The organism is Pseudenemella bisphenolivorans, from assembly GCF_051133435.1.
Lineage (GTDB): Bacteria > Actinomycetota > Actinomycetes > Propionibacteriales > Propionibacteriaceae > JAAYAO01.
The window spans coordinates 422,221-448,271 of sequence record NZ_JBPGNY010000003.1 but is presented as its reverse complement, the minus strand read 5'-3'; the positions used below and the strand labels follow the sequence as shown (position 1 = coordinate 448,271).

The following is a 26,051-nucleotide window of genomic DNA, read 5'->3' as shown; positions in this document are numbered from 1 at the left end:
GTGTGACCCCGGGCCCGTTGTTGTTGCCGGGGATAGGACGATGGGGCGGTGCGGGGCGAACACGGTATGACCGGGCGGCCGGTGCTGCTGGTGCTGGCCGCGATCGTGTCGGTGCAGGTCGGGGCCGCCTTCGCCAAGGGGCTGTTCGAGCAGGTCAGCCCCCTGTCGATGGCCTGGCTGCGACTCACCATGGCCGCGCTGATGCTGCTGGTGATCGCCCGGCCCCGACTGACCGGCCGGAGCCGTACCGACTGGCTGCTGGTGCTCGGCTACTCGGTGTGCCTGGTGACGATGAACGTGGCGATCTACCACAGCTTCGCCCGGATCCCACTGGGATTGGCGGTCACCATCGAGTTTCTCGGGCCGTTGACCGTGGCACTGCTCGGGTCACGGCGAATGCGGGATCTGGTGTGGGTGGTGCTGGCCGGGGGCGGGGTGGTGCTGCTCGGCTGGTCACCGACCGTCCTCGATCCGGTCGGGGTGCTGCTGGCGCTGCTGGCCGGGGCCTCATGGGCGGGCTACATCATCTTGTCGGGTCCGACCGGGGCGCGCTGGTCGGGGGCATCGGCGGTAACCATGGCGAGCATCTTCGGGGCGGTGGTGTTGGCGGTGCCGGCCGTTTGGGTGGACGGTGCGGGTCTGGTGGACGTCCGGCTGTTGGCGATGGCGGCGCTGGTCGGCCTGCTCAGTTCGGTGCTGCCCTACAGTCTGGAAATCGCGGCCCTGCAGAAGCTGCGTGCCGGGGTGTTCGGAATCCTGATGAGCCTGGAACCGGCCGCTGCCGCACTGGCGGCCCTGGTGCTGCTCGGGGAGATCCTGACCGGACGGGAATGGTTGGCCGTGGTGTGTGTGGTGGTGGCCAGCGTCGGGGCCACCAGGCAGGGTGTGCGCCGGTTGGGTCGTGTCGAAGGTGGCTCAGTGGGGTAGTGCGAACCTGTTCTCGACCTCGACGACCAGACCGTCCTCGACCAGGGAGGACAGACAGCGGTCTCGTTGATCATCGTCGTCGGGCCAGCAATGGATCAGATCAGCGGCGGGAACGGGCTGATCGGTGCTGCGCAGATGGGCCATCAATCGGCCCCGGCATTGCCGGTCGGTGCCGTGCCAGGCCTGGGTACGTTGCACAACCTCGGCGGCCGGATGGCCGGCGGCCCGCCAGGCGCAGTGTTTCGCGATCGGGCAGGAGGGGCAGTCGGGGGAGCGGGAGGTACAGACCAGGGCGCCGAGTTCCATCGCTGCGGCGGCCCAGGTGACCGCGCGCTCGGTGTCGCGCGGCAGCATCTGTTCGGCGATGGCTTGTTCGACCTTGGGGTTGGGGGCAGGTTGGGCCCGGCCGTCGATGGCCCGGGCCAGGACGCGACGCACGTTCACATCACACACCGCATGGCGCTGCCCGAAGGCGAAGGTCGCGATCGCGGCGGCGGTGTAGTCGCCGACTCCCGGTAGGGAACGCAGATCGTCGAACTTTGCCGGTACCCGACCGTCGAATCGGTCGGTGATCTCGGTGGCGGCCCGGTGCAGGCGCAGTGCCCGGCGCGGGTAGCCGAGCCGTCCCCAGGCCCGGATCGCCTCGGCCACCGGCGCATCGGCCAGTGCCGCCGGGGAGGGCCAACGGTGCACCCAGTTCGTCCATGGTTCGAGAACCCGGGAGACCGGGGTCTGCTGCAGCATGAACTCGCTGACCATGACCTGCCAGGGGGTGACGGTACGGGTCGGGGTGGGCCGCCAGGGCAGATCGCGGGCGGCATCGGCGAACCAGCTGTTCACCGCGGTCACGATCCGGCTGGATCGCCGACGGGTGGCCGGGTCGCTGCGTTGGGGGTCGGTGGGCATCGGGCACAGCGTAGACCAGTTGTGCACAGGTGTCGGGTCGGCGGGTTGAGGTGGTTGTCCACAGGGAAGCGGGTGGGAGGGAAGTTCTCGGGATGGGTGCCCACCGTATGGGGTGTGAGCGGAGAAGAAATCGAACCCGCCGATGAGGTGGATGAGGCCATCGCCCTGTTGCGGCGCCTGGCCGACAAAGCGTGGACCGACACCGGCGACGACGAGTTGATGGACCGGTTCGCCGGCACCCAGGTGCTGGCGTCGATGGTGCGTGCCCTGGAACTGAACCTGCTCGGTGAACTGGAACGTCGCAAGACCACCGGGCAGCGTCACGGCCTGGACACTGCAGAATGGTGGCAGGCTCAGGGCCAGGTCAGTGGCCGGGCAACGCGGTTGCGGGTGCGGTTGGCCCGGGAGTTGCCCGCCTTCGGGTTGGTGCAGGCCGCGTTGGCGGCCGGAGAGTTGTCGGGGGAACAGGCTGCGGCCGTGGTGTCGGGGCTGGTGCGGCTACCGTCCGACGCCCCGGCGGAGGCGATCACCGACGCCCAGACCCATCTGTTGCGGGAAGCTCAGCGACTCGACCTGAAGGGACTGCACCGGGCCGCCCAGACGGTCGCGGAAGTGGTGTTGCCCGAACAGGCCGCTGCCAGTCAGGCCGATGCCGCCATCGAACAGCAGCAGCGGGCCCGGCGTGGCCGCTACCTGTCCTACGGTCGCGACGAGGCCGACGGTGTGATGTGGTTCCGCGGCCGGGTGCCACTTGCCGACGGGGAGGTGTTGGTCAATGCGATCAACGCGATCGCGCACAAGGCGTGGCGCAGCGAGGCCGCGACCCGGGCGGCCGCACGCGGCACCGGCGCGGTGGACGAAACCGAATCGTCCACGATGAGCCAATTGCGGGCCGATGCCCTGATCGAGCTCGCCGGACGTGGTCCGGAAGGATCACCCGGACGGCCCACGCTGACGGTGCTGGTGCCGGTGGAGAACCTGCTCGACGATCTCGGGATGGGCACCCTGGCCGAATCCGGGGAGCAGATCGACCCGGCGGAGTTGCGGCGACTGGCCTGTGATGCCGGGGTACTGCCCGCGGTGCTCGGCGGAGACTCGACGGTGCTGGACCTCGGCCGGGAGCAACGCCTGGTCACCCCGGATCTGCGCCGTGCGCTGGTGATTCGCGACGGCGGCTGCGTCTTCCCGGGCTGTGACCGGCCCCCTGGTGACTGCGAGGCCCACCACATCGTGCCGTGGGTCAAGGGCGGTTCGACGGACATGTCGAATCTGACGCTGCTGTGCCCGCACCATCACCGCTTGGTCGAACCCCATGTGCGGTCGATCCCGGGTAGCCGGTGGCAGGTCAGGATGGGAGCAGACGGGTTGGCAGAAGTGTTGCCACCACAGCGGGTCGACCCCCAGCGAAGACCGTTGCGTCACCGGCGGATGGCGACCGGGGCCCAGAGCGTCGAAACAGCCCGCGACAGGGCCGCCTGAGTCGGGCACAACGGCGCGTCGAGGCCGAGCGGGGACGTTCGCAGTGCCTAGCATGTCGTCATGAGTAGCTTGGTGCGCCCGGTCGGTCCCGACAGTCCGCGCACCTACTGGGCCCGACGAGTTGTGGTCCTGCTGGCGGTGCTGGTGGCGGTTGCCCTGTTGATGTGGTTGTTGTGGCCCAAGGGCAGCGAGCCCGTGGCCACCGCGCCGTCGACCCCGCAAACACCCGCCGCTTCCGAGCCCACGCCGGATCCGAGCGAGACGGCCGGCCAAGAGACGAGCCCGCCGGCCGGAAGCAGCCCCACGCCGGCTCCGTCGCCGACACAGGCACCGTCCTCGTCGGCCCCTCCGACGACCACGCAACCATCGCCCAGCGCTACCCCCACCGCCACGCCGACGCCGACTCCGACGGCGGTTGCGGCCTGTAAACCGGACGACCTGCGGGTAACCCTCACGGGGCCGCCCAAGGTCACCGCCGGAAAAACTGTGGACTTCGAACTGTCGGTGATCAACGGTGGTTCCGGCCCGTGCGCGCTGAAGATCGGTCCCGACAACTTCGAGCTGAAGGTGTACTCGGGTACCGACCGGATCTGGACCACCAAGAACTGCGCCGACTGGGTGCCGAAGCTGGCCGCGGAACTGCCGCCGGAGAAGGCGACCACGTGGACGATGGCCTGGCCGGCGAAACGCTCGGCCGACAAGTGCAAGATCCGTGACGAGGTCCTGCGACCGGGTACCTATGTGGCCACCGCCCAACTGGAAGGCGCCAAGGCCGTGCAGCACGTGATGAGCCTGCGCTGAATCGCGAGGACGGAGCCTGCCGGGGACGAGAGTCCTTGAGCGCCCGGGTGCACGTCGAACTGCAGCACATAGTGCGCGAGGAATCGTCCCGTCGATCGCTGCGGGCTCAGGTCTCGTAGATCGACTCCGACAGCCGCATCAGTCCGTCGCGCACCAGGCGAGCCCGGCTCTCCCCGATGCCGTCGACATCGAGCAGTTCGGCCATCGTCGCGCCCATCAACCCCTGCAGTCCGCCGAAATGGTCCAGCAGGCGTTCGGCCACACTGCTCGGCAGTCGGTGGATCTGGGCGAGTTGCCGGTAGCCGTGCACGGAAAGTCGGGCGTCGAGGGCGTCGGAGTAGCCGGCCGCCTTGGCGACCGCCTGCGGATCCAGCAGTTCGTCCCCGCTCAGTGCGGCCAGTTGTTCGGGACGGTGTTCCTCGTTCGGCGGATAGTCGCGCAGCAGCAGGTCGCGCAGGTAGTCGGTGCCGGGCTCCAGTTCGTGCAGCTGCAGTGCCAGGAGGCGCCCGTCGGTGCCGAGCTCGACCACATAGCCCTCCAACTCGTCACCCAGGCGTCGCACCATCTCCAGCCGTTGCAGCACGTAGGCCAGGTCCTTCAACGTCACCTGATCCTGGGCCTCGAGGATCGACAGCCGGCGCGACACGTCCAGCAGTCGTTCGGTGTAGCGGGCGTAGGTGGCCAGCGCCTGGTTCGCCCGGGAGATGATCTGGAAGGAGGTGTCCACCAAATGTCGTTCGCCGTCCAGGAACAAGGCGATGGTCGACATCGACGACGACACCGTCACCACCGGCACCCCGGTCTGCTGGCTGACCCGGTCGGCGGTCCGGTGCCGGGTACCCACCTCGTCGGTGGCCAGGGTCGGTGACGGCATCAGGTGCACGCCCGCGGCCACGATCCGGGTCAGGTCGGCGGTGGCGATGATCGCCCCGTCCATCTTGGCCAGCTCCCGCAACGCGGTGGGGGTGAAGGGGGTGTCCAGATCGAACCCGCCGGTCGACAGTTGGGTGACCGCCCGTCCCGCCCCGAGCACCACCAAGGCGCCGGTCTGCCCGCGCAGGATGCGTTCCAGGCCGTCGCGCAGCGGCGTGCCCGGGGCCACCAGGGCCTGAACGCGCCGCAGTTGATCGGGGTTGGTTGACACCGTTGTACTCCCTTGTCGCCGACGGCCAAGGGGTCAAGTGTATTAACCCCCTGTTGGGCACCTACACCCAAGGGGATGTTCAACCGTCGAGTTCGGCCAGGGCCCGGGCCAGGGTCGGCGCGGCGATCACCCGCATCCCGGCCGGCGGGGTGAACTCACTGCGCGCCGGCACCACGGCCAGATTGAAGCCCAACCGGGCTGCCTCGTTCAGCCGCCGCGAGATCGCCGGCACCGGACGGAGTTCACCGGCCAGCCCCACCTCACCCAACGCCACCACCCGGCCCCACGGGGCTTCCTTGGCATTGGCCGAGGCCAGTGCCAACGCGATCGCCAGGTCCGCGGCCGGGTCCACCACCCGCGCCCCACCCACAGTGGAGACATACACGTCATTGATGCCCGCCAGCACCCGCACCCGCCGCTGCAACACCGCCACGATCATCGCGACCCGGGCCGAGTCGACCCCCTGGGTGGTGCGCCGGGCGTGCTGTTCGGTCGGGGCCAGCAGGGCCTGCACCTCGGCCAGCAAGGGCCGGCGACCCTCCAGGGTCACCGTCACCGCCGTACCCGGCACGGGCTCTTCATGATGGGAGGTGAACAGCCCCGACGGGTCGGTCACCTCGACGATGCCGCCCTCGGCCATCTCGAAACAGCCCACCTCATCGGCCGGCCCGAACCGGTTCTTGGTGGCCCGCACCATCCGAAAGCCCGAGTGCCGGTCACCCTCGAACGACAACACGACATCCACCAGATGCTCCAGCAGCCGGGGCCCGGCGATCGCACCGTCCTTGGTGACGTGACCCACGATCATCACCGCCATTCCGCGTCGTTTCGCCACCCGCACCAGGGCGCCGGTGACCTCGCGCACCTGGGTCACCGATCCCGAGGACCCGTCGGCACTGGCCCGGACGGTCTGCACCGAGTCCAGCACCATCAGCGACGGTTCGACCTGCTCGATATGGCCCAGGATCACTTCCAGGTCGTCCTCGGCGGCCAACCACAGGTTGTCGGTCAACGCTCCGGTTCGTTCGGCCCGCAACCGCACCTGGGCGGCCGACTCCTCACCGGTGACATACAAAGTCGGACGCTCCGCCCGGGCCCAGTGCGCGGCCACGTCCAGCAGCAGGGTTGATTTGCCCACCCCGGGTTCCCCGGCCAGCAACACCACCGCCCCGGGCACCAAACCGCCACCCAACACCCGGTCCAGTTCCCCGATCCGGGTCAGGTCGCGTTTCGCCGCGGCCAGCGGCACCTCGCCGATCGGTACCGCAGCGGTCGCCGGGGTCCGCGCCTGCACCGCCGCCGCTGCAGCCGGTCCGCTCGATTCGACCACCGAGCCCCAGGTCTGGCATTCACCACACCGACCGACCCACCGCACCGTGGTCCAACCGCATTCGGTGCACCGGTACTCCGACCTGCTCTTCGCCATGGCTTCAGACTATGTACCCACACCGACAATCCACCGCATCGGCGACCGCACCCCCACGGCGAATGAACCCCGAAGGCGGACGAAACCCTCAGCCGGCCGCGGCGATCACCTCGAGGGTCCGGTCGTTGGCCTCCACCTCACCGATCGACACCCGCACCCCGTCGCCGGGCCCACCGGTGTGGAAGGCCCGCACCGACAACCCGACGGCGTCGAAACGTTCGGCCCAAGCGGCCGCGTCCAAACCCTTGATTCCGGCAGCGAGCCAGAAGAAGTTGCCCTGGCTGTCCGGCACCGGCACGGACAACTCGGCCAATCCGGCCAGCACCCGTTCCCGTTCGGCGACGATCGAACGCACCCGCTCATCCAGTTCGTCGCTCGCCGCCAGCGAGGCCAGCACCGCAACCTGTGCCGGCACCGAGGTCGCGAACGGCATCGTTGCGGCTTGGATCACCTCGGTGATGGACGGGTCCGCGACCGCGAACCCCACCCGCAACCCGGCCAGTCCGTAAGCCTTGGAGAAGGTCCGCAACGACACCACATTGCGGTGCCGGGCGAGCACGTCCAGCCCGCGCACCGCGGCCGGGTCGGTGACGTACTCGACATAGGCCTCATCCAGCACCACCAACACATCGTCGGGCACCGCCGTCACGAATGACTCCACCGCATCGGCACCCAGGGCCGGGCCGGTCGGGTTGTTCGGGCTGCACAGCAACACTGCCCGGGTGCGGTCGGTGATCGCGTCCGCCATTGCGGCCAGGTCGTGTTCGGCTCCGGCCAGCGGCACCGGCACTGCGCTCGCCCCGGTCATCTGCACCGCCAAGGGGTAGGCCTCGAAACTCCGCCACGGAAAGACCACCTCGTCGCCGGGCCCACAGGTGGCGCTGAGCAACTGGGCCAGCACCTGCACCGACCCGGTGCCGAAGACCAACGATTCGCCGGCAACTCCCAGCCGCGCACTCAGCGCGGCGGTGATCGCGGCATTGCCCGGGTCGGGGTATCGGTTCAGCGCACACTCGGCCAACGCCGCCCGCACACTGGGCAGCGGGTCGAAGGGATTCTCGTTGCTGGCCAGCTTGTAGGCGCGACCATCCGGGCCCGGGCCGGGCGGCTTGCCCGGGACATAACGGGGCATGGCCGCAACTTCGGGACGAAAACGCACGCTCACAGCCCGAACCTTACGCGCCCGACCGCCACCACAGCAGCGGTCCGAAAAATCAGAGCCGGATCATCCCGCGCGGGGTGTTGAAGTGCACCGCCACGATGCCGGGCAGACCGTGCGGGGCGGTCCATTCGATCATCGGTTCGCCGTTGAGCAACTCGTCGACGTCACCGCCGAGCCATTCCTCGAGCCGATCCCGGTCGCCGCCGATCTCCAGACGCACCAGGTCGAGTTCACCGGGCAGGGCGCTGGGCTGCAGTTCGGGTTCGCTGACCCACTGCAGGAAGAACGGCAACTGCGGGTCTGCCTGGGTGCCCTTGACCCCCAACTGGCGCCACTCCAGGCGCCGTCCATCGGGGAACTGCCGCGAACCCTGCACCGCCTTGCGGCCCAACCGCGACTCGAAGGGAGCAATATCGCTCACCGACACCGCCCACGACAGCCAGCCACCGCCGGCTTCGCTGCGCGCACGCACCACTTGGCCGAAGGGGGCCTTGTCGGCGACCGGATGCTCGAGCACCTCGACGATCTCGAGGTACTTGTTGTCGCGGAACGGGATGAGTCGGTTACGGGTGCCGAATCTGGGGTGGAACCCACCATCGATCGTGTCCACTCCCAATTGCTCACTGAGCATGGCGGCCGCCGCCGCCAACCCTTCTGGTCCGGCTGCATAGGAGAGGTGGTCGAATCGCATGCGCCTATTGTTCCCGACGAAGCTTCAGAAGCGTTAACCGGGTCGAGTCCGGCACCCGAAACCCGCCGATCGGCCGGTACGACGGCTTGACCCCGGCTTACCCGCACCCCACTAAAGTGGGCTCCGTGAGCAACGACCACCCCAGCCCCAAGGTGTCCCTGTCGACGTCCTCGGTCTACCCCGAGTCGACGTCCAGTGCGTTCGAACTGGCCGGACGCCTCGGGTACGACGGGGTCGAGGTGATGGTCGGCATCGACCCCGTGGCCGCCGACGTGGACGCGGTGGAAAAGCTGCGCGACTACCACCAGATCCCGGTGGTGGCGATCCACGCCCCCACCCTGCTGGTCACCCAGCGCGTCTGGGGCAGTGACCCGTGGGACAAACTGGTGCGCTCGGCCGAAGTCGCCGAACGGCTCGGCGCCGACGTGGTGGTGGTGCACCCGCCGTTCATCTGGCAGCGCGGCTACGCCTCCGACTTCATCGCCGGGGTGCGCCGACTGAACGAGGAACACCATGTCACCTTCTGTGTCGAGAACATGTTCCCCTGGCGCACCCCCGCCGGTGAGCTGAAGGCCTACCAGCCCGGCTGGGACCCCACCGACCTGGACTACGACGCCCTCACCCTCGACCTGTCGCATGCCGCCACCGCCCGGATGCAGTCCCTGAACCTGGTGGAGAGCTGGGGCGACCGACTGCAGCACCTGCACCTCACCGACGGGATGGGCTCGTTCAACGACGAGCACCTGATTCCCGGACGCGGCAACCAGCAGGCCGACAAGGTGCTGCAGGCCCTCACCGAACGCGGCTACCGGGGTCATGTGGTGTTGGAGGTGAACACCCGCAAATCGGGCTCCCGGGCGCAACGGGAGAAGGATCTGGCCGAGGCCCTCGAGTTCACCCGCACCCACCTGGGCCAGCGGTGAACCAGGCCGTCACCTTGGTGTCGGCCCCACCGGCCGACGCCCCACGGGTGTCGTTGCGGATCGCCGACGACACCGGAGCTCGTGACCTGGTCGGCCACCCCCTCGGCGTGGACGGGCCACACCTGATCGTGTTGCCGGCCGACGCCGGGCCCCAGTGGGTGGAACGGTCCAAGATCACCCACCGCCGCGAAACCGGCCCCCGGATGGTGCGCCCCGTCTCCACCCCGCTCGATCTGCAGCGCGTCGCCACCCACGGCTGGCCCGGGGTGGAACGGTTCCGGCTGGGCGGCTGGCTGCTGCGCGCCGGTTCGGGCTGGACGAGCCGGGCGAACTCCACCCTGGTCGCCGGCGACCCCGGGCTACCGGTACCCGAGGCCCTGGCCGCGGTCGACGACTTCTACCGCCACCGTGACCTGCCGGGACGGCTGCAGATCACCCTGACCAACGACGGGGAACCTCTCGGCCCGACCCGCGACGCCGGCCCTTCGATCGCCGAGGTCGACGCCGCGGCAGCCGCCGGCGGCTGGCGGGCGAGCGACCCCGTCCATGTCATGGTGCGCGACCTCACCGAAGATTCGCTGGCCCCGGCCGCTCTTCCCGACGGGCTGCGTCCGGTCTGGCACCACGCGCCGACACCGCAATGGCTGACCCTGCTGCGCGGCGGCGAGGGGGAGGACCCGCGAGCGGTGCCGGTGCTCACCGCGGGCCCGGCGCGCTACCTGACTCTGGTCGATGAACACGGCCCGGTCGCGATCGGACGCGGAGCCGCGGCCGAGAACTGGCTCGGCATCTCGTGTATCGAGGTGCACCCGCAACACCGCCGTCGCGGCCTGGGCCGCATGGTCACCCAACTACTGGCCGCCGACACCACCGCCGACTTCGCGTATCTCCAGGTCGAGTCGGGCAATGAGCCCGCCCTGGCGCTGTACGACCGGCTCGGGTTCACCGAACATCATCGCTACCACTACCGCACCCGGGCGGACCGATGACCTCCCCGACCGACCCGGCACCCGAATCGGCGCCGAAGCCGAGCACAGATGCCAACCCGGCCGAGCGAGCCGCGCGAGCCGAACGAACCGCGCGAGCCGAACCAGCCGAAAAGCCCGGACGACCCCGTCCCGGCATCGAAGTGTGGGTGGTGCTCGGGGTCACCTTCGGTCAGAGCGCGGTGTACGCGATCCTGCGGCTGACCGAACGCCTGACCCGTCCCGAAGCACTCGCCCGGCAACAGGCCACGATGAACTCCTCGGCGGTGCCCGAGCGTCCCTGGCTCGATCTGCTGTACCAAATCGCCAACATCGGCTTCGGCCTGATGCCGGTGGTGCTGGTGCTGTACCTGCTCCATCTCAGCCACGGCCGTCCCTTCGCCACGATCGGCTTCGACCTGCGCCGCCCGGCCCGCGACCTGCTCGTCGCGGTGGGCCTGGCTGCGGCGATCGGCATCCCCGGGTTGGGGGTCTATCTGATCGCCCGCGAACTGGGCCTCAGCACCCAGATCGTCGCGGCGAACCTGGCCGAGAACTGGTGGACGATCCCGGTGCTGATCGGGGCGGCCTTCATGAACGGCGCGGCCGAAGAGGTCGTGATGGTCGGCTGGCTGTTCACCCGGCTGCGGCAACTGCAGTGGCGCTGGCCGGTGGTGATCATCACCTCGGCGCTGATCCGCGGCAGCTACCACCTCTACCAGGGCCCCGGTATGGCGGTCGGCAATGTGTTGATGGGCATCGTCCTGGGCCTGGTCTACTGGCGCTGGCGCCGGGTGATGCCACTGGTGATCTGCCACACCCTGCTCGACATCTTCGCCTTCGTCGGATACGCCCTGCTCGCCCCGCACCTGTCCTGGCTGTGACCCCGGCCGGTGGCCGGGAAGGATTCTCGCTCACTTAAGTCTCTGCCCTTAAGGTCGCGGACGAGGTGCAACCAAGGGACAGGACAGAACACATGGCTGAAGCAACCCAGACCACCGCCCCCAACGTTGTCGTCGTACTGCTCGACGACGTCGGATTCGGGGCGCCGGGCGCCTTCGGCGGGGTCGTCGAAACCCCCGCGCTGGACGAACTGGCCCGCGACGGTCTGCGTTACAACCGCTTCCACACCACCGCGATCTGCTCCCCGACCCGTGCCAGCCTGCTCACCGGACGCGACGCGCACGTCACCGGGGTGGGTACGGTGCTGAACTCCTCGTGGGATCACCCCGGCTACTGCGGTGTGCTGCGCGACGAGACCGCCACCATCGCCCGCGTCCTGCAGATGAACGGGTACGCCACCGGCTGCTTCGGTAAATGGCACCTCGCCCCGGCCTGGGAATGCTCGCAGGCCGGCCCCTTCGACCGCTGGCCCACCGGGGTCGGATTCGACAGTTTCTACGGCTTCCTCGGCGGGGAGACCAACCAGTTCGAGCCGTCGCTGTACGAGGGCACCGCACCGGTCGAGCCGTCCACCGACCCCGACTATCACGTCACCGAAGACCTGGCCGCCAAGACGATCGACTGGATCCGACTGCAGCGTGCCGCCAACCCCGAGCGTCCCTTCTTCGCCTACTTCGCCCCCGGTGCCACCCACGCACCTCTCCACGTGCCGATGCGCTGGGCCGACAAGTACGCCGGACGTTTCGATCAGGGCTGGGACGCGATCCGCGAGCAGATGCTGGCCGACCAGATCGCCGCCGGGACGGTACCCGAGGGCACCGACCTCACCCCCCGGCCCGATGCAATTCCGGCATGGGACACCCTCAGCGCCGACGAACGCAAGGTCGCCACCCGGATGATGGAGGTCTACGCCGGCTTCCTGGAACACACCGACGTCCAGATCGGCAAGGTCGTCACCGAACTCAAGGAACAGGGCATCTTCGACAACACCCTGTTCGTCTACATCGTCGGCGACAACGGCGGCTCTGCCGAGGGCGGCCCGCCCGGGTCGATCAACTACATGGGTGCCCTGCAGGGTCTTCAGGAGCCGTTGGAGACCCAACTGGCCAAACTCGACGAGCTCGGCGGACCCAACTCCTACGCCCAATACCCGGCCGGATGGGCGTGGGCGATGTCGACGCCGCTGCAGTGGGTGAAGCAGATCGCCTCCCACCTGGGCGGCACTCGCAACGCAATGGTGCTCAGCTACCCCGCCGGAATCGACACCCCCGGTGAGGTGCGCAGCCAGTTCGGACACGTCAACGACATCGTCCCCACGATCCTGGATCTGGCAGGCATCACCATGCCCGACACCGTCGACGGGGCCGAGCAATTGCCCATCGACGGGGTCAGCCTGCAACCGACCTTCAACGATGCCGACGCCGCCGAGGTGCACCACCGCCAGTACTTCGAGGTGTTCGGGCACCGCGCGATCTACGCCGACGGCTGGTGGGCCTCGGCCCATCACGGCGGGGTGCCGTGGACGGTCGGCGTCGGTTCGAAGACCCGGCCCTTCGAGGAAGACGTGTGGGAGCTGTACCACCTGGACAACGACTTCAGCCAGGCCCACGATCTGGCCGCCGAACACCCCGAGAAGTTGGCCGAACTCACCGCCATGTTCCAGGACGAGGCCGAGCGGGTCGGTATCTGGCCGATGAGCGACACCCGCGACCATCGGGGTCAGCCGCCCCAGCGGCCGATGAGCGAGGGTCGCACCTCGTTCCGCTTCCACCCCGGCGCGGTCGGCTTCCCCGAGGGCCAGGCCCCGAAGCTGGTCGGCCGGTCCTGGCACCTGAAGGCCAAGGTCGAGGTGCAGGCCGGACGCACCCGGGGCGTGATCCTGACCGTCGGTGGCCGCCCGGCCGGTACGGCACTGTGGCTGGACGAGGGCGCGGTGCCGGTCTTCGACTTCCACACCTTCGAGTTCGACCACCTCACCCTGCGCGGAGAACCTCTCGCCGACGGCGAACGGCTCATTGAAGTCACCTGCCGTTACCAGGGCCCGGGGTTCGCCAAGCCCGCCGACTTCACCATGGTGGTGGACGGCGACGTGGTGGCTGAGGGTTCGGTGAAGGCCACCCCGCTGGTGTTCTTCTCGATCGACGAGACCTTCGACGTCGGCCACACCCACGGTTCCCCGGTCGGAGCCTTCCCGGCCCATTACCCATTCGTGGATGGTTCCCTACGCTATGTGGATATCGAACTGGATGGCTGAGGGAGAACACCATGGGTGACGCGGGAGATTGCTGCACACCGCGGCGCGAGCAAGTCCCGTCCAGCCCGGCGACGGCCGCCCCCGCGGCAGGGCCGGTCGACACCACCGGCATGGTGCGGCTGGAGGGCACCTTCCGGATGGGCACCGACGACAGGATCGGGTTCCCCTCCGACGGGGAGGGCCCGATCCGTGAAGTAACCCTGTCCCCGTTCTGGATCGATACCTGCGCGGTCACCAACGATCAGTTCGCCGCCTTCGTGGAGGCCACCGGCTACCGCACCGAGTCGGAAGAGTTCGGCTGGTCGTACGTGTTCGCCGGCTTCCTGCCACCCGAGCTGCAGGGCCCGGACGCGCCGCGTCCCTACGGGGCACCGTGGTGGATCGGCCAGGCCGGGGCGATGTGGTCCCGCCCCGAAGGACCCGACAGCAACCTGGACGGCCGCGGCAACCATCCGGTCGTGCACGTGTCGTGGCGCGACGCCAATGCCTATGCGTCATGGGTCGGCAAACGACTACCCACCGAGGCCGAATGGGAGTTCGCCGCCCGCGGCGGTCTCGACCAGGCCCGCTACCCGTGGGGTGACGAACTGACCCCCAACGGCGAGCATCGGTGCAATATCTGGCAGGGCCGGTTCCCGGTGACCAACACCGTCGAGGACGGCCACCTCGGCACCGCCCCGGTGGACACCTTCGAACCCAACGGGTACGGGCTGTACAACACCGCCGGCAATGTGTGGGAATGGGTCGCCGACTGGTGGGGCACCGACCACGGCGCGGGGCCGTTCACCGACCCGACGGGCCCGGCCGACGGCACAGCCAAGGTGATGCGCGGCGGCTCCTACATGTGCCACGACTCCTACTGCAACCGCTACCGGGTCGCCGCCCGCACCCAGAACACCCCCGATGCCGGCACCGGGCACCTGGGCTTCCGGCTCGCCGCCGACGCCTGAACCGTGACCCCGGGCCGGTTCGCGTCCGGCGATCGACGCCCACCGCGCAGCCGGTGCTATCTGGCCCACCGCCCGGCGGGATAGTCTGGGCCACATGCGTGTTGGAGTATTTGGGGCAACCGGTCAGGTCGGCAATGTGATGCGTGAGCTGCTCGACCAGCGGAACTTCCCCGTCGACGAAATCCGGTTCTTCTCCTCGGCCCGATCGGCCGGCAAGAAGCTGCCGTGGCGTGATGGCGAGGTGACCGTCGAGGACACCGCCACCGCCGATTTCAGCGGTCTCGACCTGGCGATGTTCTCCGCCGGGGGCACGATGTCGAAGCAGTACGCCCCCAAGGTCGCCGAGGCCGGCGCGACCGTGGTCGACAACTCCTCGGCCTGGCGGCTCGACCCCGAGGTGCCGCTGGTCGTCTCCGAGGTGAACCCCGAGGACACGATCAACCCGCCCAAGGGCATCATCGCCAACCCGAACTGCACCACGATGGCGGCGATGCCGGTGCTCAAGGCCCTGCACGACGTCGCCTCCCTGCGCCGACTGATCGTGGCCACCTACCAGGCGACCTCCGGGTCGGGCCTGGCCGGGGTGGACACCCTCGCCGACCAGATCGCCCAGGTCTCCGACCCGAAGCAGCTGACCTTCGACGGGTCGGCCCACGGCATCACCGAATTGGGCCCCTACCGGGCCCCGATCGGGTTCAACGTGGTGCCGGTCGCCGGCTCGATCGTCGACGACGGCTCGGACGAGACCGACGAGGAACAGAAGCTGCGCAACGAGTCGCGCAAGATCCTGCACATCCCCGACCTGCTGGTGTCTGGCACCTGCGTGCGGGTGCCGGTGTTCACCGGCCACTCGTTGGCCCTGCACGCCGAGTTCGCCGACCCGATCAGCCCCGAACAGGCCCGCGAGGTGCTCGCCTCCGCCCCCGGGGTCGAGCTGACCGAAGTACCCAACCCGTTGGCCGCCGCCGGCAAGGACGCCTCCTATGTCGGCCGGATCCGCCGCGACCAATCCGCCCCGGAGGGCCACGGCTTGGTGCTATTCGTCTCCAACGACAACCTGCGCAAGGGCGCGGCACTGAACGCCATCCAGATCGCCGAAATCATCGCAGCCAGGAGCTGATCATGGCGCCGACACCCGAACACAGAATCGCCATCCTCGGCGCGGGGGTGATGGGGGAGACCCTGCTCGCCGCACTGCTGCGCGACGGTTGGCAGCGCTCCCAGTTGACCATCTGCGAGCGCCGCGCCGACCGGTTGGACGAACTGACCGAGGTGTACCGGGTGTCGGCCACGAGCTCGGCGGTCGAGGCAGTGGCCGATGCCACCGTGGTCGCGGTGGTGGTCAAACCCGCCGACGCGGTTGCGGTGCTGGCCGAGGTCGCCCCGCACCTTCGTCCCGGCACCCTGGTCGTGTCGCTGGCCGCCGGCGTCGGCACAGCACGGTACGAGGCGGCGATCGCCGAGGCCGGCGGGCCGTCCGAACTGCCGGTGATTCGGGTGATGCCCAACACTCCGGCGGTGATCGGGGCCGGGGTGGCAGCGGTGTCGAAGGGCTCGCATGCCACCGACGACCACCTCAACCAGGTGGCTGCCCTGCTGAGCGGGATGGGTGAGGTCGTCACCGTCGACGAGAAGGATCAGGACGCGGTCACCGCCCTGTCGGGGTCGGGCCCGGCCTACGTGTTCGCCTTCATCGATGCGATGATCGAGGGCGGCGTGATGATGGGGCTGACCCGAGAGGTCGCCACCACCCTGGCGGTACAGACCGTGTTGGGGTCGGCCACCCTGGCCCGTGACACCGGTGATCATCCGGTGCTGCTGCGCGAGCGGGTCACCTCCCCGGGAGGCACCACCGCCGCCGGATTGCACGTGTTGGACGCCCGGGCGATGCGCGCCGCGGTGGCCGAAGCGATGGTCGCCGCCCGCGACCGCAGTCGGGAACTGTCCGGCGACTGAGGGGTGCGGGCCGCGAGCCCGCGCGCGGAGAGGGGAACGACAATGGTGTCGAGCCGATTGATGTACAGCCCGGTGCTGACCGAGTACTCATTCGGGCCCGACCACCCGATGGGGCCGAATCGGGTGCTGCGTTCCTTCGAGTTGGCCGAATCCCTCGGGGTACTCGATCGGATGCTGTTGACCCGCCCGGCACCCCCCGACGACGACCTGCTGCGCCTGGTGCACAGCGACGAGTACATCGCCGCGGTGCAGTCCGGCACACCCCAGGCGATGTTCGGCATCGGCACCCCCGACAACCCGCTGTTTCCCCGGATGCACGAGATCTCCGCCCAGGTGGCGATCGCCACGGTCGAGGCGGTGCAGTCGGTGGCCTCCGGTGACGTCGACCGGGCGGTGAACATCTCCGGCGGACTGCACCACGCGATGCCGTCCGGAGCCTCGGGATTCTGTGTCTACAACGATGCCGCGATCGCGATCCGCAAGGTGCAGGCCGACCATCCCGGTATCCGGATCGCCTACCTCGATATCGACGCCCACCACGGCGACGGGGTGCAGGAGGTCTTCTGGAACGACCCCAATGTGATGACGATCAGCCTGCACGAAACCCCGCTGCACCTGTTTCCCGGCACCGGCTTCGCCCACGAGGTCGGCGGACGCGATGCGATGGGCACGGCGGTGAACGTGGCGCTGCCGGCCACCACCGGCGACGAGGACTGGTTGCGGGCCTTCGACGCGATCGTCCCGCACGTGCTGGAGGCGTTCGGCCCCGATCTCTTGGTCACCCAGCACGGTGCCGACGCGCACCGGTACGACCCGCTGACCGACCTGCAACTCACCCTGGACGGGATGGCGCTGTCGTACCGGTGGGTTGCCGAGCTGGCCGAGAAATACGCCGGCGGACGGTGGGCCGCTCTCGGCGGCGGCGGATACGCGATGCCCGACGTGGTGCCCCGGGCCTGGGCGCACCTGATCGCCACCGTGGCCGGTAGCCCGATCGATCCGACCACGCCGGTACCGGCGGATTGGCAGGAACCGCTGGGTGAATCCGCTCCCGAAACGATGGGGGAGGGCACCGTCCCGGTTTTCACCTCCTTCGACGAGGGATTCGACCCGGCCAGCAGGCTGGACCAGGCCATCCGCGCCACCCGGCGGGCAGTGTTTCCCGAACTGGGCCTCGACCCCGCGACGATGTAGCCGAACCCGTCCGGAGACAGTCTTCTCGGCGTGTCGTACTGGTTTCAGTGGCTCGTGATGCGATAATCCTCACTTTCTTCTGCCCCAGGTTTCACAGGCGGCACGTGAACCACTAGGCTTTCGCCCAAGTGCGGGCGTGCGCCGGAGGGGAAGCCGGCGACGCACCGCATCCAGAAAGTGTGGGCAAACCCATGAGCGAGGCGAAGGGCCGTCCGGCGCCGCTGTCCGAGGTGAAGTTCTTGACGGTCGCCGAAGTGGCGTCGGTGATGCGGGTGTCACGCATGTCGGTGTATCGGCTGATTCACTCCGGAGAACTCGAAGCCGTGCGATTTGGGCGCAACTTCCGGGTGCCGGAGTCGGCGGTGCAGAACTATCTCGACGACTCGTACTACGAGACCGGCTAGCCGTCTGCCGAGGCTGTTCGACGGGCACGATTGGCATTGGCTTTCGCCGCCTGAGTATCATTGGATAGTTGTCCGCCCGAGAAGGGCTTCGTTGACGAGAGGGTGACCTGTGGGGTCTGTTATCAAGAAGCGCCGTAAGCGCATGGCGAAGAAGAAGCACCGCAAGATGCTCAAGAGGACTCGCATCCAGCGTCGCCGCGCCGGCAAGTGAGCCCGGGGGCCGGCGATGACAGGGGTGGTCCTGGTCACCGGCGTATCTCGGGATGTGGCAGCTCGCTGCGCCCGGGCCCTGTCAGCCACCCATGAAGTCGTCGGTATCGACGTCACCGCGCCTCGCCGTGATCTGGGGCGCGGTACTTTCATTCGCGCAGATCTGCGCAGCCCGGCACTGACTGAGACCGTGCGTCGGCTGAACCCGACCACGGTGATTCATCATGCCTCCACCGCGGGGCCCGATCTGCCCGCGAACCTGCCGGCCACGGCCAAGGAACTGGCCGTGATGGGCACCTTGAACCTGATCTCGGCGGTCGAACAGGCCGGTATCGAGCAGTTCGTGATGTTGTCCTCGGTGTCGGTCTACTCCGCCTCCGCCTCCCAGGTCACCTACCTGACCGAATCGGTGCCAATGGATTCACGGCCCACCGATGGGGCCCGACGCCACCTGATCGAGGTGGAAACAGCCGTGGCCGGATTGGCCCGCCGTCATCCCGAGATGGCGGTGACCGTGCTGCGCCTGGGTGCCCTGATGGGGTCGGGAGTCGACACGGTCTGGTCGCGATTCCTGTCCCAGCGGGCCGTGATCCGGTTGGCGGGCTTCGACGCCAGAGTGCAGTTCCTGCATCCGGCCGACGCCGTGGCTGCGGTGGAAGCGGTTGTGGCGACCGGGGAGTCCGGGGTGTTCAATGCCGCCGCCCCCGATGTGTTGCCGTTGTCGCTGGTGTTGCGTCTGGTCGGACGTCCGCCGCTGCCGGTGCCCAAACCGTTGGCGCCCGTGGTGGCCCGCACCTTGAAGCAACCGATTCCGGGCCGCGATTTCGACGAGCTCGCCTATGGCCGGGTGGTCGATTCGTCCCGGTTGACCGAGGCGACCGGTTGGACGGCCCGCACCTCCAGCCGGCGGGCGGTGGAGGAGTTCGCCGCCTTCGTCCGTCCGGGGCTGTGGTCGGCCGACCGGCTGGACGGAGTACTGGCCGGGTTGGCCAAGTTCACCGGAGATGAGCGATGAGCGCCGCCGAGTTCGACGACCACCGCGATGAGGTCGGGCCCGAGCCCGACGCCGCGGCCCAGGACGAGCCCTCGTTCACCGGTTCGGCTCCCACCGACGGTCCTCCGATGCCCGACGTGGCCGGCCTGCTGGTCGAGACCCTGCAATCGGCCGGGGCGCTGCTGGACAATCTGCGCCAAATCTCGCCCGACGATCTTCGCGGCTGGCTGGACGACCCGATCGCCGGACTGGTGCGGCTCGCGGAACGGTTCGGCGTCGACTGGCAGGACGGGCCCGAGGCGACGATCGAGTTCGCCCGCAACCGCTGGCTGGGCGAGTATGCCGTGGACGAGTTCGGGTTCGACCCCGAATACGCCGAACGGGTCTTCCTGCCGATGATGCGCCCCATCGTCCGGCAGTGGTTCCGGGTCGAGGCCACCGGCATCGAAAACTTGCCCGACGGCCCGGCGCTGCTGGTGTCGAACCACGCCGGCGCGCTGCCCTGGGACTCTCTGGTGCTGCAGACCCTGGTGCACGACGAGGCCGATCGATGGGTCCGGCCGCTGGCCGCCGATCTGGCCTTTCGGACGCCGTTCATCGCCGAGTTCGCCCGCCGCACCGGTTCGACCTACGCCTGCCAGGAGGACGCGCTGCGGCTGTTGTCGGAGGGCCACCTGGTCGCGGCCTTCCCCGAGGGCTTCAAGGGCCTGGGCAAGTTGTATGCCGAGCGGTATCGCCTGCAGCGTTTCGGTCGGGGTGGATTCGTCTCCACCGCTTTGAAGGCCGGGGTGCCGATCGTGCCGGTGTCGATCGTCGGGTCGGAAGAGATCTACCCGATGCTCAGCCAGGTGCCCGCGATCGCCAGGGTGTTCGATCTGCCGTATTTCCCGGTGACCCCGACCTTCCCCTGGCTGGGGGTGCTGGGTGCGGTGCCGCTGCCGTCGAAGTGGTCGATCAAGTTCGGCGAGCCGATCTACACCGAGGTTCTGCAGGGCTTCGAGGACGATCCCGCCACCGTGTTGCGGCTCACCGATCAGGTGCGCCATACGATCCAGCGCACCCTGCACGACCTGCTCGAAGAACGCCGCTCGGTCTTCTGGTGAGCCGGGGTGGCGCCGCCGTCAGCCGCGGCGGGTGACCACCGACTGCAATTCGCCCACGGGAATCTCGTTCATGGACCGGGTCAGTGTTTCGGTGAACGTGCCCGAATCGGGGCCGGCCTGCCAGTGGATCGTCCAGGTGGCCGTGACCGTCGGGGTGTAACGGCCGAGCTTGGTGAATCGGTGGCCGCAGGTGGTCGGCTCGGTGACCACACCGTCTGCGGGTGGCTGGTAACGAGGCGCGTCACTGGGACAACTGAACGATGGGGTGCCGTCACCCATCGACCAGGTCAGTACCGGCGGGTCGTGGCGGATGGAGACGGTGATGCCTTCGACCGTGGTCGTGACCTGGCTGGTGGACGTGGACCCGCCGGTGGTCCACAACCAGACCGGATACCCGACCGGGACGAAGCCCCATTCGAGATCGTCGGGGGTGGGGCCGAGATGCGGTTCGGGCACTTTCAGGTCGAGTGTGGCCACGGCTCGCCGGGCTGCCTCATGAGAGGTGATCGTCGGAGCGGCGGGACGGGCGCGATCAACCGGACGGCCGCCGGCAGCGGGCTTGCCCTCGACGCCGCAGAGGCGGCCTTCGCGTCCGTCGACTGCGCCGTGCCCCACGCAGACCACCTGGTCGAAGACCGCTTTGATTGCGGCCGGGCCCGGGCCGAATGAAGGCCGGCCGATGCGTGGTGCGGTCGATGTACTGGCCGGACGGCGGCTGCTGTCGCGCGTTGTGGTTGTGGTCGAGGGAGCGCTGTGCTCGCAACGGATGGTCTTTCCGTAGCGAGAGGAACTCATGTGATCGCAACTGCCGGTACGGTACGGATTTGATAGCGGCGACATGATGGGCAACGCCATAAGTGACGAGGCGATCATTACGACGACGGTCTTCAGCATGATCCCGGTTCCCCGTCGATCTTGTGCACTAGCCAGCGACCGTTCACCCTATGGAGTTCTGGACTCTCGATAAAGAAATCAGGACGATCAGGCGCAGCCTCGCCATTAACTCGCAAGGCTCGAACATCTACGCAAGCCGATAAAATGACCACGCCAGCTTCGACATCGATAGAGGTGGGCGCCGCACGCTTGATGGTTGGAACTCCTTCGAACTCAAATCCAGACTCCTCGATTTGGGAGGCCTCGGCCAGTAGTCCGGACCGTGCGGAGCCGTCGTCCGTTGTGAGCACGAGCGCATCTTCGACGGACTGATTGTCTGGATCATTCAAGAAGGCGTGAGCTGCATGGATGAACGCCTTGTACGTGTCGATGGCATCCGTTGCAGCCCGCTCTTCTTCACTCTCCGGAGTCGGTGTTGGGGTCGGCGTCGCGGACGGCTTGTCAGAGGCTGATGGCGTCGAAGTCGGTGTGGGTGTCGGAGTATCAGCACCAGCGCCGGCGCAGCCGACAAAAGCCATCACGCTGATCATCGTGATCGCCCAGACACTCCGTCGTTTCATGGACTCACCCCCGTTCGACGAATGTCACTCTGGCACGGCCGAGGTGCCATTCGGAGGGTGTGCGACAGAATTGTGGAAAGCCCGTGCCCGAAGAGCCCTTATCCACAGTCAGCGCCAAGTTGACGTTTCACCAGCGGTGACCTCAATCCCTCAACGGCCAGGCCTACTGCGGGGTCGTTCAATACGTACTAGCTTGAAGGCACCTGTCTGGTCAGTGATGAAGGAGTAGGCATGGGCTGGCTCAAGAGCGGCGACACCGAACGCATCGACAAGCTCGAGCGCAGGATTGCCCACCTGGAATCCGTGGTGGAGATGCTGGCCAACAAGTCCGGCGTCGCTGTGGAATGGGCTCAGCCGATGGGCATCTCAGCCAAGGAACACGATCTCGTGGCGCGCGGCAAGAAGATCGAGGCCATCAAGGCATATCGCGAACGAACCGGGGCGGGGCTGATGGAGGCCAAGAACGTGATCGACTCGATCGGGTAGGTGGCACATCTCGTTGCAACACCATGTCGGCTTGGGGTTTCCAGTGAGCCTTCAACCCCTCTTACTTGGAAGCCTGTACCGTGCCGGGAACCACAGCTTGCGATTGGAAACGCCATGGCGCGCCTGAAGGACTATGCGAAAGGGAAGCAGAACGTCAAAGTTCACCCGACCGCTGTCACGTGTTATCACCAAGTGGTGACCGGGGGCGATGGCACGAAGTACTTGCATCTCACCACTTTCGGCTCGGACGCGCGCTCCAGGCGTCCCAAGAGCAGTCAGTCGATGCAACTGGACGAGAGTTGCGCAGCTGAGCTGGTGAGGATCATCCATGCTGTTTTCCCTAACTTGTCCAGCCCCTAAGGTGATCCATTCGGCCTCGGCCGTGTCAGAGCGCGCTTTTGACGGTGCCCCCTGGTAAAAGGGGGTGTAGGTAAGAACTCAGCAAGGAGAACACCATGGCGACGCGGCAGTACACCGTGACCCCGTCGGCAGCGCGGCTGGCCACTTCGCTCCGGGACATCGGGTACGACTTTTCAACCGCTGTTGCCGACGTGGTCGACAACAGTATTGCTGCGGGCGCTGCCAACGTGGACATCTCTTTCAACGCCGACCCACCAAGAGTCGTGATCTCCGACGACGGCTCTGGAATGACGCGCAACAACCTGAACGAGGCTCTGCGCTTCGGTAGTCGTCGCGACTACTCGGTAGGCGACTTGGGCCGCTATGGCTTGGGGCTGAAGACCGCTTCGTTGTCCCAATGCCGATCTCTGACAGTTGTTACTCGTGATTCACGCCTCGGCACCCCGCATGCCCGCCAGCTCGACTTGGACATCATCGATAAGTGGGACGAGTGGCTGATCGTTGATCCGGGCCGCACTCCGGCTGTTGAGGAGGCGTTGGGTCGCTTAGCCGATAGTGCCGGCACGATTGTGGTCTGGGAGAAGCTGGACCGAGCCTTCGCGGGACGCTACAAGGAAGGTGCGTGGGCTGTTCGACGGGTTGAGATGCTGAAGGCGAAGGCCAAGGAGCACTTGGAACTGGTCTTCCAGCGGTTCATCGACGGTAGTGCCGGACGACGGGTCGCGATCACCATTGATCAGGTGCCCATCGAACCTTGGGATCCGTTTGCGACCGGTGAAAGCGAGACGCTTGAGCTGGATCCGTTGACCTTCGACATCCAAGAGGACAACCAATCCGGGACGGTCGGTTTGCGCCGTTGGATCCTGCCTGCCCGAAGCTCCTTCGGCTCTGCGGCCGAGTTCGAACGAATGGGCGGTCCGTTGAAGTGGAATCGTCAGCAAGGCATTTACATCTATCGCGCGAACCGCCTCGTGCAATGGGGCGGCTGGGCCGGCATCCGCGCCATCGACGAGCACACGAAGCTTGCCAGGTGCAGCCTGGATTTCTCGACCGACTTGGACTCTGTATTCGGGATCAACGTCGCCAAGATGAGGGTCAGTGTTCCCGTGTCGCTGAAGCGTCGGCTCGAGAAGCCGCTGCACGAGATCTGTCAGGTAGCCAATGAGCGGTACCGTCGCAATTCGCCTGGACGTGGCGGTCGGGCGTCCTCACCTGCCAGGGAAGCCACTACGGACGAATCCGCTGCGCTGGCACTACTGGCGGCGGCGGTGAAGGGTGGCCATTACGATTCCTTGGCTCAGATTGCGCACGTCCTCAAGGACGAGGCCCCCGGTGTTGCTCGGCGCTTGGGCCTTGACCGTCTTTGACCAATAAGGTCAGCAGTTCACTTTGTGGGCCACTGGGTTTCTGAGCCTCCGGGCAATCATTGAACAGCGGGCACAGCGTGCAAAGGGGATCTTCCACACGGCACAGTGACATCCCCAGTTCGAGAAGACCGAGTTGAGCGGAGCGCGCGTTTCCTCCGGCACCGATCATGCGAGCCAGCGCGATGCGTCCGTCCGTGAGCTTGTTCTGTCGATCAACAGGCTGACCGGTGAAGCGGGCTGCGACCCGCAAGGCTGCCTGGATCGCGAGAATGGGCTGCTCACCCTCCACCTCGTCGGACGGCGGGACGGTCAGGACGCACATCTCGGCAGTTCGGCGGGACAAACCATGGATGTCAGCGATTCGGGTGTCGTCGTCCAAGCGCTCGGGTGTGTCCCGCAGGTCCTCGGCGAGCTTGATCACCCGCTTGCCTTGGCTATGGCTCCCCACAATCCGGGCCAGCGACCCGAAGTATGTCGCTTCCGCCAACGTGTCGGCGGGTGCCGCCCACCGCTCAATGATTGACCAAGCAAAACCGGTGTCTCGCCGCCCGGTCCGGGAAAGCAGCATTTCTGCCACTACGACCTGCCAGCGGGTCGCACCGCGGAACCAGGGCCGGACCAACTGAGGAAGGGAATCGAACCAATCTGCGAGCCGTTTCGCCACGTCCGAGGTCTGACGGGTTTCGAGCTGGGGAGCCTCCAACGCGTGGACCACTGCCGTCGCCAGGTGTCGTCCCAGAGCAGGAGGAACTGCGTTACCGATCTGTTTGAAGGCAGCGGAGGGCCCACCCGAGAAGCGGTACCAGTCGGGGAAAGTCTGGATGCGAGCTGCCTCGCGGACTGTCAAAGTTCGGGGCTGGCGTGGATGGATATAGCCGTACCCGTCCTTGGCGATGTGGGCGGTGATGGTCCGCGACAGGTCGTGCTCATCCAGGCGCTTGTATTTGTCGGTGAAGATGTCGTCGCGATATCGCTTGAGTTCGTCGGGTAGATCCGAGTATTTGGTATTCGAGTCCATCATCTCGAAGGCGCGTGCGTCGTCTTCTCTGACCGGTCGGGTGATGTGGTCGAACAGCTTCCTCCGATCCCGGGGTGCCACGCCTTCCCGCATCTGATGCTGGAACGTCGTGACAGGACCGTCGTATTCGGCCCAGCCGTCCTGACCACCGTCCGGTCGCCAACCACCTTCGACGGGTGGCATATCGCCGATCGCGTTCCAGAGCGTTACCTGCTGTGTCACTCTCGTCGGCCATGTGAAGCTGTTGCCATCGGCCATCGCAACGATGATGAGGCGCTGTCGAAACTGGGGAACGCCGTAATCCGATGTATCGATAATCCGGCTGTACACCGAGTACCCGGCCGTTTCGAAGTCCTGCACGATGGACCGGAAGATGAACATCTCTCGGTCCAAGGCCATATCCGGAACGTTCTCCATAATGACCGCTTTCGGCCGGGCCAGGCGGACGATCTCCATGAAGGAACGCCACAGGTCGCGTCGTTCGTCATTGGGGTCTCGTTGCCCGGTCCGAACTCGGTGACGAATTTTCGAGCGACCTGCCTTGGAGAAGGGCTGGCAGGGCGGGCCGCCGCACAGCACGTCTATGCCACAGTCGGTCATCAGAGAGGCGATGCGTTCGATGACCGCGACGTCGGCCAAGTCCCAGTCCACACTCAGGCCGGGAAAATGGTGTGCGTGGGTCTCGACGGCTTCTCGGTAATGATCCACGCCGAGTACAACGTTGATGCCTGCTTGGCTCAGCCCCAAACTCAACCCACCACCGCCGGCGAAGAGGTCCGCAGCCAGTAAGCCTTCAGGCTCCTTCTTCTTCAGGCGCTTGCACAGACGTTTGAGCGCGCCTTCGTCGTCCACGTGCATTGGGTGGTGTGACAGGGAGATGAACGGCCCGCGAACCAGCTTTACGCCGATGGACCGCGTGGGTTGCGAAGTCTCGTTGCCCGCTGTGTCTGAATCAGCATTCAAAGGCTGGCGCA

Annotated in this window: 25 protein-coding genes; 17 read left to right on the top strand and 8 right to left on the bottom strand. The window is 67.3% G+C overall.

Annotated features, from left to right (window positions below; translation table 11 throughout):
• Positions 1–66 precede the first annotated feature (66 nt).
• Positions 67–927 (top strand): EamA family transporter, encoded by an 861-nt coding sequence (locus tag ACR4XW_RS09650; protein ID WP_434760339.1) that lies wholly within the window; start codon positions 67–69, stop codon positions 925–927.
• Here the strand turns inward: ACR4XW_RS09650 and ACR4XW_RS09645 are convergent.
• Complete coding sequence (locus tag ACR4XW_RS09645) at positions 916–1,833, bottom strand: HhH-GPD family protein (protein WP_434760338.1); 918 nt, start codon at positions 1,831–1,833, stop codon at positions 916–918. The genes ACR4XW_RS09650 and ACR4XW_RS09645 overlap by 12 nt on opposite strands.
• Before the next feature lie 114 nt (positions 1,834–1,947).
• On the opposite strand from ACR4XW_RS09645, the gene ACR4XW_RS09640 reads away from it, so the two are divergent.
• Both ACR4XW_RS09640 and ACR4XW_RS09635 read left to right on the top strand, forming a co-directional pair.
• Positions 1,948–3,312, top strand: coding sequence for an HNH endonuclease signature motif containing protein (locus ACR4XW_RS09640; protein ID WP_434760337.1), 1,365 nt, complete (start codon positions 1,948–1,950; stop codon positions 3,310–3,312).
• Positions 3,313–3,372: 60 nt separating this feature from the next.
• Complete coding sequence (locus ACR4XW_RS09635; RefSeq protein ID WP_434760336.1) at positions 3,373–4,113, top strand: hypothetical protein; 741 nt, start codon at positions 3,373–3,375, stop codon at positions 4,111–4,113.
• A 106-nt stretch (positions 4,114–4,219) separates the two neighbouring features.
• Here ACR4XW_RS09635 and disA read toward each other — a convergent pair whose 3' ends face one another.
• The 4 genes from disA to ACR4XW_RS09615 all read right to left on the bottom strand — a co-directional run bounded on the left by disA (position 4,220) and on the right by ACR4XW_RS09615 (position 8,536).
• The gene (gene disA, locus ACR4XW_RS09630) at positions 4,220–5,257 is read right to left on the bottom strand and encodes a DNA integrity scanning diadenylate cyclase DisA (RefSeq protein ID WP_434760335.1); all 1,038 of its coding nucleotides are present in this window, start codon (positions 5,255–5,257) and stop codon (positions 4,220–4,222) included.
• A gap of 79 nt (positions 5,258–5,336) precedes the next feature.
• On the bottom strand, positions 5,337–6,683 hold the full coding sequence (radA, locus tag ACR4XW_RS09625) for a DNA repair protein RadA (protein WP_434760334.1): 1,347 nt from the start codon (positions 6,681–6,683) through the stop codon (positions 5,337–5,339).
• Positions 6,684–6,771: 88 nt separating this feature from the next.
• On the bottom strand, positions 6,772–7,848 hold the full coding sequence (locus tag ACR4XW_RS09620) for a histidinol-phosphate transaminase (RefSeq protein ID WP_434760333.1): 1,077 nt from the start codon (positions 7,846–7,848) through the stop codon (positions 6,772–6,774).
• Positions 7,849–7,897: 49 nt separating this feature from the next.
• Positions 7,898–8,536 (bottom strand): VOC family protein, encoded by a 639-nt coding sequence (locus ACR4XW_RS09615; RefSeq protein ID WP_434760332.1) that lies wholly within the window; start codon positions 8,534–8,536, stop codon positions 7,898–7,900.
• A gap of 125 nt (positions 8,537–8,661) precedes the next feature.
• On the opposite strand from ACR4XW_RS09615, the gene ACR4XW_RS09610 reads away from it, so the two are divergent.
• From ACR4XW_RS09610 to ACR4XW_RS09555, 12 genes are all read left to right on the top strand, one after another.
• A complete protein-coding gene (locus tag ACR4XW_RS09610) occupies positions 8,662–9,459 on the top strand; it encodes a sugar phosphate isomerase/epimerase family protein (protein WP_434760331.1) in 798 nt (265 codons plus the stop codon).
• Positions 9,456–10,448 (top strand): GNAT family N-acetyltransferase, encoded by a 993-nt coding sequence (locus ACR4XW_RS09605; protein WP_434760330.1) that lies wholly within the window; start codon positions 9,456–9,458, stop codon positions 10,446–10,448. Before ACR4XW_RS09610 ends, ACR4XW_RS09605 begins: the two co-directional genes overlap by 4 nt.
• On the top strand, positions 10,445–11,308 hold the full coding sequence (locus ACR4XW_RS09600; protein ID WP_434760329.1) for a CPBP family intramembrane glutamic endopeptidase: 864 nt from the start codon (positions 10,445–10,447) through the stop codon (positions 11,306–11,308). The genes ACR4XW_RS09605 and ACR4XW_RS09600 overlap by 4 nt, the downstream gene beginning before the upstream one ends.
• A gap of 92 nt (positions 11,309–11,400) precedes the next feature.
• Positions 11,401–13,581 (top strand): arylsulfatase, encoded by a 2,181-nt coding sequence (locus ACR4XW_RS09595; protein ID WP_434760328.1) that lies wholly within the window; start codon positions 11,401–11,403, stop codon positions 13,579–13,581.
• Positions 13,582–13,592: 11 nt separating this feature from the next.
• Positions 13,593–14,531 (top strand): formylglycine-generating enzyme family protein, encoded by a 939-nt coding sequence (locus ACR4XW_RS09590; protein ID WP_434760327.1) that lies wholly within the window; start codon positions 13,593–13,595, stop codon positions 14,529–14,531.
• 85 nt (positions 14,532–14,616) lie between these two features.
• Positions 14,617–15,651, top strand: coding sequence for an aspartate-semialdehyde dehydrogenase (locus ACR4XW_RS09585; RefSeq protein ID WP_434760426.1), 1,035 nt, complete (start codon positions 14,617–14,619; stop codon positions 15,649–15,651).
• A gap of 2 nt (positions 15,652–15,653) precedes the next feature.
• Complete coding sequence (gene proC, locus ACR4XW_RS09580) at positions 15,654–16,487, top strand: pyrroline-5-carboxylate reductase (protein ID WP_434760326.1); 834 nt, start codon at positions 15,654–15,656, stop codon at positions 16,485–16,487.
• Between the two features lie 42 nt (positions 16,488–16,529).
• On the top strand, positions 16,530–17,681 hold the full coding sequence (locus ACR4XW_RS09575) for an acetoin utilization protein AcuC (protein WP_434760325.1): 1,152 nt from the start codon (positions 16,530–16,532) through the stop codon (positions 17,679–17,681).
• 191 nt (positions 17,682–17,872) lie between these two features.
• Positions 17,873–18,085: a helix-turn-helix domain-containing protein gene (locus ACR4XW_RS09570; protein ID WP_434760324.1), complete on the top strand. Its 213-nt coding sequence runs from the start codon at positions 17,873–17,875 to the stop codon at positions 18,083–18,085.
• Positions 18,086–18,194: 109 nt separating this feature from the next.
• Positions 18,195–18,296 (top strand): 30S ribosomal protein bS22, encoded by a 102-nt coding sequence (locus ACR4XW_RS09565; protein WP_434760323.1) that lies wholly within the window; start codon positions 18,195–18,197, stop codon positions 18,294–18,296.
• A 15-nt stretch (positions 18,297–18,311) separates the two neighbouring features.
• Positions 18,312–19,310: an NAD-dependent epimerase/dehydratase family protein gene (locus tag ACR4XW_RS09560; protein ID WP_434760322.1), complete on the top strand. Its 999-nt coding sequence runs from the start codon at positions 18,312–18,314 to the stop codon at positions 19,308–19,310.
• Positions 19,307–20,392, top strand: coding sequence for a lysophospholipid acyltransferase family protein (locus ACR4XW_RS09555; protein WP_434760321.1), 1,086 nt, complete (start codon positions 19,307–19,309; stop codon positions 20,390–20,392). The genes ACR4XW_RS09560 and ACR4XW_RS09555 overlap by 4 nt, the downstream gene beginning before the upstream one ends.
• An 18-nt stretch (positions 20,393–20,410) precedes the next feature.
• Here the strand turns inward: ACR4XW_RS09555 and ACR4XW_RS09550 are convergent, their stop codons facing one another.
• Positions 20,411–21,007 carry a hypothetical protein gene (locus ACR4XW_RS09550; RefSeq protein WP_434760320.1) on the bottom strand — a complete coding sequence of 199 codons (597 nt, stop codon included), beginning with the start codon at positions 21,005–21,007 and terminating at the stop codon, positions 20,411–20,413.
• 272 nt (positions 21,008–21,279) lie between these two features.
• Positions 21,280–21,846, bottom strand: coding sequence for a hypothetical protein (locus tag ACR4XW_RS09545; RefSeq protein ID WP_434760319.1), 567 nt, complete (start codon positions 21,844–21,846; stop codon positions 21,280–21,282).
• 231 nt (positions 21,847–22,077) lie between these two features.
• On the opposite strand from ACR4XW_RS09545, the gene ACR4XW_RS09540 reads away from it, so the two are divergent.
• Positions 22,078–22,332: a ribosomal protein L7/L12 gene (locus tag ACR4XW_RS09540; protein ID WP_434760318.1), complete on the top strand. Its 255-nt coding sequence runs from the start codon at positions 22,078–22,080 to the stop codon at positions 22,330–22,332.
• 455 nt (positions 22,333–22,787) lie between these two features.
• A complete protein-coding gene (locus tag ACR4XW_RS09535; RefSeq protein WP_434760317.1) occupies positions 22,788–24,059 on the top strand; it encodes an ATP-binding protein in 1,272 nt (423 codons plus the stop codon).
• Here the strand turns inward: ACR4XW_RS09535 and ACR4XW_RS09530 are convergent.
• Positions 24,007–25,929 carry a DNA cytosine methyltransferase gene (locus tag ACR4XW_RS09530; protein WP_434760316.1) on the bottom strand — a complete coding sequence of 641 codons (1,923 nt, stop codon included), beginning with the start codon at positions 25,927–25,929 and terminating at the stop codon, positions 24,007–24,009. The two genes, ACR4XW_RS09535 and ACR4XW_RS09530, sit on opposite strands and share 53 nt — an antisense overlap.
• Positions 25,930–26,051: the final 122 nt, after the last annotated feature.